The organism is Steroidobacter cummioxidans (assembly GCF_003104955.1).
Window position 1 is genome coordinate 145,897 of the sequence record NZ_LSRW01000013.1, and the last position, 12,158, is coordinate 158,054.

At 62.1% G+C, this 12,158-nt stretch carries 11 protein-coding genes; 6 read left to right on the plus strand and 5 right to left on the minus strand.

The window, feature by feature from the left end; translation table 11 throughout:
- Positions 1–24 precede the first annotated feature (24 nt).
- From D0550_RS09335 to D0550_RS09350, 5 genes are read left to right on the plus strand one after another with little or no spacing between them, the layout of a single operon-like run.
- Positions 25–618, plus strand: a complete 594-nt coding sequence (locus D0550_RS09335) for an SRPBCC family protein (protein WP_116808847.1) — start codon at positions 25–27, stop codon at positions 616–618.
- Positions 619–654: 36 nt separating this feature from the next.
- A complete protein-coding gene (gene mutY / locus D0550_RS09340; protein ID WP_116808848.1) occupies positions 655–1,794 on the plus strand; it encodes an A/G-specific adenine glycosylase in 1,140 nt (379 codons plus the stop codon).
- 2 nt (positions 1,795–1,796) lie between these two features.
- On the plus strand, positions 1,797–1,988 hold the full coding sequence (locus D0550_RS34860) for a hypothetical protein (protein ID WP_161965729.1): 192 nt from the start codon (positions 1,797–1,799) through the stop codon (positions 1,986–1,988).
- 17 nt (positions 1,989–2,005) lie between these two features.
- Positions 2,006–2,419, plus strand: coding sequence for a DUF2306 domain-containing protein (locus D0550_RS09345; protein ID WP_161965730.1), 414 nt, complete (start codon positions 2,006–2,008; stop codon positions 2,417–2,419).
- 25 nt (positions 2,420–2,444) lie between these two features.
- Entirely contained in the window at positions 2,445–2,717 is a 273-nt protein-coding gene (locus D0550_RS09350) for an oxidative damage protection protein (protein ID WP_116808850.1), read from the plus strand.
- On the opposite strand, the gene D0550_RS09355 is transcribed toward D0550_RS09350, so the two are convergent.
- A complete protein-coding gene (locus D0550_RS09355) occupies positions 2,718–6,530 on the minus strand; it encodes a hybrid sensor histidine kinase/response regulator (RefSeq protein ID WP_153067102.1) in 3,813 nt (1,270 codons plus the stop codon).
- 139 nt (positions 6,531–6,669) lie between these two features.
- Positions 6,670–7,980, minus strand: coding sequence for an amidohydrolase (locus D0550_RS09360; RefSeq protein ID WP_116808852.1), 1,311 nt, complete (start codon positions 7,978–7,980; stop codon positions 6,670–6,672).
- On the opposite strand from D0550_RS09360, the gene D0550_RS09365 reads away from it, so the two are divergent.
- Entirely contained in the window at positions 7,979–9,184 is a 1,206-nt protein-coding gene (locus D0550_RS09365; protein WP_206606174.1) for an acetate/propionate family kinase, read from the plus strand. The genes D0550_RS09360 and D0550_RS09365 overlap by 2 nt on opposite strands.
- Here D0550_RS09365 and D0550_RS09370 read toward each other — a convergent pair.
- Genes D0550_RS09370 through egtD form a run of 3 tightly spaced genes read right to left on the minus strand, consistent with a single transcriptional unit; the run spans position 9,168 to position 12,083 of the window.
- Entirely contained in the window at positions 9,168–10,289 is a 1,122-nt protein-coding gene (locus tag D0550_RS09370; protein WP_116808853.1) for a carboxylate-amine ligase, read from the minus strand. The two genes, D0550_RS09365 and D0550_RS09370, sit on opposite strands and share 17 nt — an antisense overlap.
- A gap of 3 nt (positions 10,290–10,292) precedes the next feature.
- Positions 10,293–11,051, minus strand: coding sequence for a trehalose-phosphatase (otsB, locus tag D0550_RS09375; RefSeq protein ID WP_116808854.1), 759 nt, complete (start codon positions 11,049–11,051; stop codon positions 10,293–10,295).
- A 60-nt stretch (positions 11,052–11,111) separates the two neighbouring features.
- Positions 11,112–12,083, minus strand: a complete 972-nt coding sequence (gene egtD / locus D0550_RS09380) for an L-histidine N(alpha)-methyltransferase (protein ID WP_116808855.1) — start codon at positions 12,081–12,083, stop codon at positions 11,112–11,114.
- Positions 12,084–12,158: the final 75 nt, after the last annotated feature.

Sequence of the window (12,158 nt, forward strand, 5' to 3'; positions counted from 1 at the left end):
GCGCACATGTCCCCGGGTCGCTGGATGGCAGCTCTGAAGTCACGTTGGCCGCATCGTCATGCTCTGCTCGTAGCGGCGCTGCTGTCAGCAGCGCCCGCCGCACACGCCTTCAACATCGAGCACAGCGAAGCGCGCTACGCGGATAAGCACTTTCAGTACGAGCTGGTCGTCACGCTGAACGCGCCCATCGATCGCGTCGACGCCGTGTTGCGGGACTACACCGACTATCCCGCGCTCAACCATCGCATCCTCAGCGCGAACGTGCTGGACCGGCCCGCGCCGGATGTGGTCATCCTGGAAACCAAGGTCGAAGTTTGCTTCGGCTGGTTCTGCCGCAATGTCACTCGCGTCGAGCGCGTGCAGGAATCCAAGCACGCGCTGGTGGCGATTGCGGATCCGGCGCGCAGCGACGTGAAATTCAGCGAGACGCGCAGCGAGCTGACCCTCGAGCATCACGGCATGACCCGGGTGAAGTATGTAACCAATGTGGTCCCCGGCTTCTGGGTCCCATCGGTCGGCGGGCGACGCATGCTGCTGCGGACGCTCGAACACGAGACTCGGGATCTTTTCATGAACGTGGAGCAAAAGGCGCAGGGGCCAGTGCCCACCTCGCCTTGATCTACGCGCCCCTCGCAGGCGTGGCATCATGTCGCCATGCCCGCTGCCGCCAAGCCCGCTGTCTCCAACCAGTTGACTCTCTCGGAATCCTCCCCGCGCCCGCGCGCCGGTGCTGCGGGGCCGACCGGCGAGAAATTCGCCAGCGCTCTGCTGGCCTGGTTCGATGTTCACGGTCGCAAGCACCTGCCCTGGCAGCAGCAGATCACGTCCTACCGCGTCTGGATCTCCGAGATCATGTTGCAACAGACGCAGGTGGCCACGGTCATTCCTTACTACGAGCGCTTCATGCAGCGCTTCCCGGACGTGCGGGCCCTGGCGGCCGCGGATGACGATGAAGTGCTGCACCTGTGGACTGGCCTCGGTTACTACGCCAGAGCACGCAATTTGCTGAAGGCCGCACGGACCATCGTGGCCGAGCATGGCGGTGAGTTCCCGGATACGCTCGAAGCGGTGCAAGCCTTGCCGGGCATTGGCCGCTCGACCGCGGGCGCCATCCTCGCCATCTCGAAATCCCAGCGCCATCCCATCCTCGACGGCAACGTCAAACGCGTGCTGACGCGCTGCTTCGGCATCGCAGGATTTCCAGGCGAGACCGCGGTGGAACGTGAGTTATGGTCGATCGCGGATACCTGCACGCCGGTGCAACGGGTGGCTCACTACACACAAGCCATCATGGATCTGGGTGCGACGGTTTGTGTTCGATCGCGACCACTGTGCGTCGTGTGCCCCATGCACGAGCTGTGCGTCGCACGACGCGAAGGGATGCAAGCCGTCCTGCCGACACCGAAGCCGCGCAAGGAACGCCCCGAGCGCGCTGCATACGCTGCGATCCTTCGACGGGCCGATGGCGCAGTGTTGTTGGAGCGTCGACCGCCTGTGGGAATCTGGGGCGGGCTGTGGACGTTTCCCCAGTTCGATGCACGTGAAGACGCCATTGCGTGGATGGAGCGGCACACCGGCGACTCGGCTCTGGCAACTCGGGCGCTGCCACCCTACTCCCATTCGTTCACTCACTTCGACCTCACATTACAACCGCTCCTGGTGCGCGATGCGCGCGAGCAGCCCTCGATTGCTGACGCCGATCGGTATTGCTGGTACGACGTGAAACAGCCCGCGAAGATCGGCCTGGCCAAACCGGCCGTCGATCTGATCCGCGGCCTGGCCGAGCAGGAGTAGCGATGAGCGTGATTGACCCACAGGATGTGAGTCGCTCGCGATGGCTGCAGGTGGGCTGGGCATTCATGCTGCTCGGCGCGTTGCTGGCCGCAGCCAATGCCATCCTGTTCATGAGCATCGATGCCTATGGGCATCCGGGCATCAAGTCGCGCTTCATTGCTACCGAGATTGCCGGCTGGATGCACACACGCTAGGTGGCGCAATTGCCGTCATGCTCGGGCCGTGGCAGTTCCTGAGCCGCGTGCGAGTCCGCTGGCCACGTGTCCATGTTTGGACGGGGCGCGCGTATTTGCTTGCGGTTCTGAGCGGCGCGCTCGGCGGGCTATACTTTGCGCCGACCAGTGTTGCCGGTCAGCCGGGCGTCGTCGGCTTCGGCTTGCTAGCGGTGTTCTGGTTGTACACCGGAGCGCAGGCCTATATTTCCATTCGCCGGCGGGATGTCGTGGCGCATCGGCGCTGGATGATCCGCAACTACGCGCTGACGTTCGCGGCGGTGACTCTGCGTCTGGAGCTCGGCTTGCTGCAGTTGGGCGGGCTGAGTTTCGACGTCGCGTTCCCGATCGTTGCGTGGAGCTGCTGGGTGTTGAACTGGCTGGTCGCTGAGATGTGGCTGCGCCGGCGATGATTTGCTTATCCGGGGTGGAATCGATATGGCTCGAATGGTGAAGTGTGTTGTGCTGGGGGTCGAAGCCGAAGGGCTCGACTACGCGCCGTACCCCGGCGAGCTGGGTCAGCGCATTTACGAGAACGTTTCCAAGGAGGCGTGGCAGCGCTGGCTCAAGCACCAGACCATGCTGCTCAACGAATATCGCCTCACGCCCATCGAGCCCAAGGCGCGCAAATTCCTGGTCGAGGAGATGGAGAAGTTCTTCTTCGGCGGCGGCTCGAAGAAGCCTGATGAATTCGTGCCCGAAGGCGAGTAACTAACTCGCCTTCCGCTGCCACTGCTTGTCGAGCAGCGCGCGCATCTGTTCCGAGGCGCGCTCGAACTCCGCAGAGATCATTTTCAGCTCTTCGCTCCAATCGTTGCGGCCCCCGGCCTTGGCGCGGGTTTCCACGTCGGCGGTCAGCAGTCCAAGCCGGTCCACGTGCAGATTGTTGGCAGCGCCTTTGAGCTTGTGAGCTGCGCGGGCCAGCTGATCGAGATCCTGGCGATGTGCGGCGGCGCGCAGCTCCAGAATCGCCTCTTCGCCGCTCATGACGAAGGCGTTGACCAGCTCGGCCGCGAATTCCTCGTCGTCGCCCGCGATTTCCTGGATCCGCGCCTGCAATGACTCATCGAGATTGCGGTTCATCGAAGCGATGACCGTGGGCTCGGTGTCCGACGACACTGCACCCATGAAGCGGTCGAGCACGTCCTGCAGACGCGAGATGTCGAGCGGCTTGGTGAGGTAGTCGTCCATACCGGCTTCGAGACAGCGCTCCAGCGTGCCCATCATCGCATTCGCGGTGAGCGCCACGATCGGGGTGCGGTGGCCCGCACCTTCGAGCTGACGAATGCGCTGTGTGGCTTCGAGGCCATCCATCACGGGCATCTGCATGTCCATGAGAATGAAACCGTAACTGTTGCTCTCGAAGGCATCCACGGCCTGCTTGCCGTCGCCGACGACGTGCACCTCGCAACCCAATCGTTCAAGGAAGCGACGCGCGACGCGTTGATTGATGGCGTTGTCCTCGACCAGCAGCACGCGGCCCGAGTAGATGCGCTTGACCTCGTTCGCTACCAGCGTGCCGCGAGTGATGATGGGCTGGCTGTGCATATGCCAGTCCTCGGCCTCACGCGACAGCGCGCGCTTCAGGCAATCGAGCAGCTCGCGAGTGCGCACCGGCTTGGTCAGATAGGCCGAGAAGCCGATATCGGCGAAGCGCTGCATGTCGCCGGAACGATCCAGCGACGTGAGCAACATCAGGCGCGTCGGAGGAATGTCGCGCGCCTTCATGATCTGCTCGCCGAGCATGGAGCCGTCCATGTCGGGCATTTGATAGTCGAGCACGACCGCATCGAACGCACCGTTTCCCGCGCGCAGGATGGTCAGCGCTTCGTTAGCGTGCGACGCCGTGATCACTTCGTAGCCAGCGTGAACCATCTGGCTCGACAGCACGCGACGGTTGGTCTCGTTGTCGTCCACCAGCAGGATGCGGCGACCTTCCCGAAGCGCAGGTTGCTGCGGCTCGTAGTCGCCCAAGCTCGCCGGTTCTTCGACCGGCAGCGTGAACCAGAACGTCGAGCCCTTGCCGACTTCGCTCTGCGCGCCCGTCTGTCCACCCATCATCTCGACCAGCTTGCGCACGATCGACAGACCGAGACCGGTACCGCCGAAGCGGCGCGTGGTCGACGAATCCGCCTGAATGAACGGCTGAAACAATTTATCCAGCGACTCGCGCGGGATGCCGATGCCGGTGTCGCGCACTTCGAAGTGCAGCAACGCGCGGCCGTTCTGACGGCCCAGCAGACACACTTCCAGCACCACTTCGCCGGTCTGAGTGAACTTGATCGCGTTGCCGACCAGGTTGAGCAAACATTGACGGATGCGCTGCGGATCGCCGAGCACGCGCTCCGGCACTTCGGGCCGCACGTTGACCACCAACTCCAGGCTCTTGGCCGCGGCCTGGAACGCCATGATGGAGCCGACGTCATCGACATTGGAGCGCAGGTCGAGCTCGAGGTTTTCGATGTCGAGCTTGCCGGCCTCGATCTTCGAGAAGTCGAGGATGTCATTGAGAATGGTCAGCAGCGAATCGGCGCTGGCGCGGATGGTCTCGGCGTAGTCGCGCTGCACGCGATCCAGGCCGGTATCCAGCAACAATCCGGTCATGCCGATGATGCCGTTCATCGGGGTGCGGATCTCGTGGCTCATCGTGGCCAGGAACGAGCTCTTGGCACGGTTGGCCTCTTCGGCCTCTTCCGCTGCGCGCTCCGTCGCGACGCGGGCAGCGCGCTCGTGCGAGATGTCGTGAATCGAGCCTGCCAGCCATAGCGGGCGATCGTCTGCATCGCGTTCGGCGGTGGCGCGCGAGCGCACCCACAGCCAATCGCCATCTTTCTTGCGCAAACGATATTCGATGTCGTACGGAACGCGACGTTGCAGATGATCGCTCATCGCCCTGCCGACGATGGCGCCGTCATCGGGGTGCACGAACGCTTCGGGACGACCTTCGTCGCTGCGCTCCGTACCGTCGTAGCCCAGCATCTTGCGGAACTGCGGTGAGTGCCAGATCTCGCCGGTCTGCAGATTGAATTCGAACAGTGCGTCCTGGGTGCCGGACACGGCGCGCTGGAACCGTTCCTGCGCTTCCTTGATCTCGGTCGCCTGGCGAGAGATCTCTTCCTTCGCCGCCTCTTCCTTGGTGACGTCCCAATCGATGCCGAGCACGCTGATCGCGCGGCCATTGCTATCACGAAGAATGCTGCCGTGAGTCTGGACGTGATGCACTTCGCCCGTCGCATCGATCACTCGGTAACGCTGCGAGAGGAAGGTGCGATTGCTGCGGATGGTCTCACGGAACATCTCCTGCCACGCCGCCTGCTCATCGGGATGCACGAAGCGGCTGGAATATTCGGTGCCCTTGAACTCGCGCATGCCGCCGCAGCGCTGGATCATCGGGCCGCCTTCATCGATCACCAGCCAGTCCTGCGCAATGTTCCATTCCCATACCGACAGGCCGGCCGATTCGTTCGCCATGCGCATGCGTTCGACCATGCTGCGATTGTTGGTTTCGGCCGCCTCGGCGCGTTCCAACGTCGCACGCAGCTCCGCGGTCTCGTTGCGAGAGCGCAGAGCTTCGGCCAGCGCCACCGTTTCCGCTTGCGTCTTGCGCATGTTGGCGGAGCCGAAGAACGCAGTGACGAAGATCGCAAACACTGCGACCGCATGACTTTCGAGATAGGCCCACCAGCCACCGTGATACGACGAGAGGATGGGTGAGACGAGCAAACACACCGCGCTCACGAAACCGATCACACCGACATGCCAATGACGGTTGGAAGAGAGTGCGAGGATCACGGCCAGCACGTAACCGATGCCGATGATCGAGTCCTGTACGTCGATCAGATCAGCCGCAAATACCAGCGCACAGATACCGAACAACCATGGCAACAGATTGCGACGATTACGCGGTGCGTCGTACAAGCCCTGGCTGATGAGCCGGCGGCGCTCGTCCTCGGGCAGCTCAATCAACGAGCGCAGGTAGTGGCGCAAGCCGAACACGCCCAGCAGCAGCAGCCCGACCAGAATGTAGCCCACCGCGTTGGAGGAAAGATAAGACTGACCGAAGAAGCGATAGATGATCGCCTGCTCGCGGGCCATCGGCAGATCGATCAGCAGCGCGCCACCCGCCCGATCGGGTACGGCATAGAACAAGTGCGGCGTTCCCGCCAGGTCCTTGAAATGGACGTAGGGCTGCTTGTCGTTGGCGCGCAGCGCCGCGACGGCCTGCGCGCCGATCTCGTTGTCGGGCTCAGCCTGCCCGCCAGCCAACGCGTCGGGAAAGTGCAGGGCTGTGAACGCCTGATTGAACGTGTCCAGCGCCTGACCCGGGACAGCATGGGACAACAACGCCTCGCTGAGCGCATAGGCCTTGGTAATGGCGACTTCCGTGCCGATGTTCTCCGCCACCACCTTCTTCTGTTGCAGCAACGGTGCGCCCGCGACGGCCAGTATCAGTACCAGCACCAGAATCGCGACCACCGAGCTCTGTCCGGCGATGACTGCGAGCAGGTTTCTTGATTGTTTCACCGCCACTCCCAGCGATGCGTATCCTCCCGAAGGGCGCAGTACAGTCAGCGGGGAGCATTGCGGCAAGTACCAATGTCGCGTTATGACCGATCGGCAGCGAGATCGTGTGGATTTGTGACGCGACTCGCACTACGCCGGCCTATCGAGCCAGGAAATCAGCGGTCAGAGTGAGCATCGCACGCACGCCGGTGAGCATTCCCGCTTCATCGAGATGAAACAGCGGCGAGTGATTGAACGGCACCTTGGCCGGGTCTCGATCGCGCGGTGTGATGCCCACCCAGAAATAGATCGACGGGACCTGCGCGCCGAAGAAGGAGAAGTCGTCGGCGGTGGTTTGCAGACCGATCTGCTGCACATTGTCCTTGCCGACCAGTTGTTCGAACAAAGGCACGGCCCGCTGGGTCAGCTCGGCATCGTTGACGACCGGTGGGATGGACACTTCGGCTCGCAACTTCACCTCGGCCTTCGCGCCGCTGGCCTCGGCGATGTTGCTGGCGGTGATCTGCATACGTTTGACGATGTCATCACGCATATCACGGTCGAAGTTGCGAACGGTGCCAATCATTTCCACCGAGTCGGGAATGATGTTGAAACGAATGCCGCCCTTGATGGCGCCGACCGTGATGACCGCCGGCAAGTGCGTGATATCGATCTGACGGGACACGATGGTCTGTAAGCCGCCGATGATCTGGCCAGACACCGTGATGGGATCGACACCCGCCCACGGCCGCGAGCCATGCGTCTGCGAACCGGTCACGACAATCGAGAACGCGTCGGATCCCGCCATGAGCGGGCCCGGCTTGTAGCCGATCACACCTGTGTTGAGCGAGGCCATCACATGCAGGCCAATCATCGCGTCCGGCTTGGCGATGTTGAACAGGCCTTGTTCGATCATCAGCTGCGCACCGCCACGCTCACCTTCCGGTGGACCTTCCTCGGCCGGCTGGAACACGAACAGCACCTGGCCCGGCAGGGAATCTTTCATCTTCACCAGTGTTTCAGCGACACCGAGCAGAATCGCAACGTGCGCATCGTGACCGCAGGCGTGCATCACGCCTACCTTTTCGCCCCGAAAATCGGTGGTGACCGTTGATTTGAACGGCAGATCGTTTTGTTCGGTGACCGGTAGCGCGTCCATGTCGGCACGCAGCGCGATGGTGCGTCCAGGCTTGCCGCCCTTCAACAGAGCAGCCACGCCAGTGATACCGATGCCGGTCTTCACTTCCAGGCCCATGGCTTGCAAACGTTTCGCGATGAAGTCGGCTGTCTTCACCTCCCGGTTACTCAATTCGGGATTGGCATGCAGGTGGCGCCGCCACTCGATTACGCGAGGCTCGACCGCCTTTGCGGCTATATCCAACGGCGCTACGTCGGCGCTGGCGAACATCGGGGCAGCCAGGGCCAGGGCGCCGCCGGTGAGGATGGTTTTGATTTTCACGGAACGATGCATGCTGACCTCCGTTGACCTCAATGCAGTGTACAAGCCTGGCCCGGAGGGTGGTATTTTTCCCGTCATGCGCGTCCTCGCCCTGAACTGCGGCAGCTCTTCAGTCAAAAGTGCCCTGATCGATACGGTGCAGGGCCGGCGTATGCAGGAAATCCACGTCGACGAGGTGGGCGGTGATTTACCAGCCGCGGTCGACAAATTACTGGCCTCGTATCGAAAGCTCGCCTCTTCCCAGGCGCCGGAGGCGGTCGTTCATCGAGTGGTGCATGGCGGGGAGACGTTTCGCGACCCGACGCGCCTGGATGATTCGGTGCTCGCGCAGATCGAGCAGCTCAATCACCTGGCGCCTCTCCATAATCCGCCCGCATTGGCTGCGATCAATCGTGCCCGTGCCGACTTGCCGGACGTTCCGCATTTTGCGGTGTTCGATACGGCGTTCCATGCGACGCTGCCCGATTACGCGCGCGAGTACGCGCTGCCGAGCGATATTCGCCAACGGTTTGGCATTCGCCGCTTCGGCTTTCATGGCATCAATCACGCTCACGTGGCTCACAGCGTCGCCGCATATTTGCGAGCAGATGTGCAGACGCTACGGATCATTTCCTGCCACCTGGGGAACGGCGCCAGTGTGACTGCCATCGACGGTGGGCGCAGTGTGGATACGAGCATGGGAATGACGCCGCTCGAAGGGCTGGTGATGGGGACGAGGGCAGGGGATGTCGATCCCGGCGTGTTGTTACAGCTGCGCCGCGAAGGGCATCTCGATGCAGATCAGTTGGATGACCTGTTGAACAAACGTTCCGGATTGAAAGGGCTGGCTGGCACGAACGATGTGCGAGAGATCGAGCGGCGCGCGAATGCGGGCGATGAGGGCTGCATTCTCGCAATCGCGATGTACGTGCATCGAATTCGAAAGTACATCGGGGCGTACGCGGCAGAGATGGGCGGCGCGGATGTCATCGCATTTACGGCGGGCGTAGGAGAGCACAGCGCGCTGATCCGGCGACGTTGTTCGGAACGGCTGGAATTCATGGGGGTTGCGCTCGATGTTGCGAGCAACGATGCGCTGAAATTGTCGAGCGATCATCCGCTCGCCGCCTTCAACGCCGCAGGATCGAGAGTTCACCTCTTCGCCGTTCGTGCCGACGAAGAGCTTTCGATGGCTCTCGCTACCGCCTCTGCACTGGGCGTCAACGCAAAGTCGTAGCTATCAGCCACTGAATGACTTTCAGCAGTGCCTCCAGGCTGTCATCGCCCGTCGCGCGACTGTCGTTATAAATCTTCAGCTGCTGATGCGCGCTGGTGCCTTCGCTAAGAATGCGCTCGATCGGCTGCAGCGCCTCGGCAGCACCGAGCCGATCGATCTGCTCGCTGCATGCACTCATCAAGTCGCTCACGACCTTGGCGACTGGCACAACCTCATTGCAGGTTTCGAAAATGAACTCGGCCTTGACGCCATCCCGCTTGGCGCGCCAGCGATTCTCATCGATCAGCCGACGTGTGTGCGAGCTGCGTGCCTTGCCCATCTCCGGGTTGGCGACCAGGGTTGCGACCAGGCAGCGATACAAGGCCGCAATCGCCAACGCATCCTCCAGCCTCGTGCAAACATCCGCGATCCGCATCTCCAGCGTCGGGAAGCGCAGCGCCGGCCGAATCGACCACCACAACTGCGAGGAGTCGCTGATCGCGCCCGCCATCCGCATGCGCTCCGTGAACGCCTGGTAGTCGGCCTCGTCTTGAAAAAAGTCCGGAATCCCGCTGCGCGGCCACTCGTCGTACAGCGCTTGCCGATAGCTCAGCAACCCGGTAACGCGGTGATTCCAGAATGGCGACGAGGTGCTCAATGCGAGGAATAAAGGCAGCCAATGCATGGCCCGGTTCATCACATCGATGCGATCGACGTCGTCGGGAATGGCCACATGGATGTGCAGCCCGCACACCAGATTGCGCTGAGTGATGATGCGGAAGTCGGCGATCAGCTTGTCGTAGCGAGGCTTCTCGGTGATGAGCTGCTCCTGCCACACACCCAGCGGATGCGTGCTCGCCGCAACGATATTCAACCCATGTTCCGCGACGACCTCATGCAACCCGCGCCTGGTCCGCGACATAACCTCATGAGCTTCCCCGTGACTGCGCAGAATGGGCGACGCAATCTCGATCTGGGATTGCAACAATTCCGATGTGACGACATCGCCAAGCCTGGCGCGTGCGTCGTTCATCAGCCGATCGAGCGCCGGCGTGCCGAGCACCCCCGTCTTGGCATCCACGAGAAAGAATTCTTCCTCGATGCCGAATGAGTGGTCGAATGCCATGCCCTATGCAGTGGGATGAGGAGGGGGAACGACAGGCGGTACGGTCTGCAGCCAGCGCAGCACTTCACTGACACCGCCCAGCCGGTGCTTCGCGCGAGTCGCAGCCGCCTGGCCCACGCGAATCGACATGCCATTCAACTCATTCACGACTTCGAATGCATCCTCGTCGGTGACGTCATCGCCGATGAAGACCGGTGTGCGACCGATGAACGGTGCTTCCTGCATGAATGAAGTAATGGAGCTGCCTTTGGTCCACGCGCCGGGCCGCAACTCCAGCACGCTCTTGCCAGCCTGCAGCGCGAACGTCGGCCCCAGCTGCACCAGAGCCTGGTTCATGACGCGATAGACCTCGTCCTTCATGTCCGGTGCGCGGCGAAAGTGCATCGCGACCGCGTAATGTTTGTCTTCCAGCAATAGTCCCTCGTGGCTGCGCACGAAATCAGCGAGCTGACTGCGCACGCGCGCAATCGTCGCTGCGTCGACTTCAGGACGCAGCACATGCCCATCGGCGGTGCGTCGCTCGCAGCCATGCACACCCGAGGCAATGAACTTCAGCGGTGAGAACAGGTTGTCGAGATTCGCCAGGCTGCGGCCGCTGACGAGCGCCAGCGCCCCGTCGAGGCGCCAGCGGACATCTTCGAGCAAGTGTTTGAGGGCGGTAGACACATGCACTCCCTGCGGCGTCTCGGCGAGCTCCAGCAGCGTACCGTCGACATCAAGGAACAGCGCCCACCCCTGCGTGCTGGGAGCAGATTCTGACATGGGCGTGGACCTTACGTGGCTTTGCCTTCGGGCTCAACTGGCGCAGGCCCGTCGGTAGTTCTATTGCAGGCGTGCCGGCTCCAGCAATTGCACGCTGAACAGCCTGTTGGGATCCATCCAGACGCGCTTGACCGCCAGGCCGGCGGTTGCGGCCAGCTCACTGAAGCTGTCGAGCGTGTACTTGTGGCAATACTCGGTGCGTAGATGCTCACCGCGACCGATGCGAACCTTCTCGCCGCCGAGGTGCACGGTCTGATCGCGCTTGCTGACCAGATGCATCTCGATGCGGCTCTCGTTCTCCACCCACACGGCGAGATGATCGAAGGCATCGAGGTCGAAGTCCGCCCCCAGCTCGCGATTCACATGACGCAGAGCGTTGATGTTGAATTCGGCCGTGACGCCGGCGGCATCGTCATACGCTCGCTCGAGAACACGTGGATCTTTGCGTAGATCGATGCCGATCAGCACCGCGCCATTCTTGCCGACCAGATCGCGCATTCGACTCAGCAAAGCACGCGCCTGCCTGCGGTCGAAATTGCCAAGCGTCGAGCCCGGGAAATAAACGATGCGACGCTCCGCCGCACGGATGAATTGCGGCAGCTCGAAATTCTGCGTGAAGTCGGCGCATACCGGCACGATGTGCAGATGCGGGTAATCCTTCGCGAGAGTGCCTGCCGCTGTAAACAAATGTTCACGCGAAATGTCGACCGGCACGTACGCCAGCGGATGCTCCAGCCGATCCAGCAGCAACCGGGTTTTCAAGCTGGTGCCGCTGCCGAACTCGATCAATGCCGCTTCCGGACCGATGTACTGCGCCATCTCGGTCGCATGGCCGTGCATGATTTGCAGCTCGGTGCGCGTGATGTAGTACTCGGGCAGCTCGCAGATGTTGTCGAACAGGAACGAGCCCAGCTCGTCATAGAACCACACCGGCGAGAGTTCCTTGGGCTCCTTTTTCAGCCCATCCAACACGTCATTGGTCAGTGCGTCCTGCGTGGATTTGGCGGGAACGGTACTCGGATGCTTTGCCATCGTTCTTCCTTCGGTTACAGGTCGCGCGCCAGGCGCACACCCATGAACCTGTCTCTTATACACATCTGACGCTGC

Excerpts from the sequence above, each read along its gene's own strand:
- D0550_RS09335 (WP_116808847.1), top strand. The coding sequence starts at position 25 with ATGGCAGCTCTGAAGTCACGTTGGCCGCATCGTCATGCTCTGCTCGTA.
- mutY (WP_116808848.1), top strand. The coding sequence starts at position 655 with ATGCCCGCTGCCGCCAAGCCCGCTGTCTCCAACCAGTTGACTCTCTCG.
- D0550_RS34860 (WP_161965729.1), top strand. The coding sequence starts at position 1,797 with ATGAGCGTGATTGACCCACAGGATGTGAGTCGCTCGCGATGGCTGCAG.
- D0550_RS09345 (WP_161965730.1), top strand. The coding sequence starts at position 2,006 with ATGCTCGGGCCGTGGCAGTTCCTGAGCCGCGTGCGAGTCCGCTGGCCA.
- D0550_RS09350 (WP_116808850.1), top strand. The coding sequence starts at position 2,445 with ATGGCTCGAATGGTGAAGTGTGTTGTGCTGGGGGTCGAAGCCGAAGGG.
- D0550_RS09365 (WP_206606174.1), top strand. The coding sequence starts at position 7,979 with ATGCTGACCTCCGTTGACCTCAATGCAGTGTACAAGCCTGGCCCGGAG.
- D0550_RS09360 (WP_116808852.1), bottom strand. The coding sequence starts at position 7,980 with ATGCATCGTTCCGTGAAAATCAAAACCATCCTCACCGGCGGCGCCCTG.
- D0550_RS09370 (WP_116808853.1), bottom strand. The coding sequence starts at position 10,289 with ATGGCATTCGACCACTCATTCGGCATCGAGGAAGAATTCTTTCTCGTG.
- otsB (WP_116808854.1), bottom strand. The coding sequence starts at position 11,051 with ATGTCAGAATCTGCTCCCAGCACGCAGGGGTGGGCGCTGTTCCTTGAT.
- egtD (WP_116808855.1), bottom strand. The coding sequence starts at position 12,083 with ATGGCAAAGCATCCGAGTACCGTTCCCGCCAAATCCACGCAGGACGCA.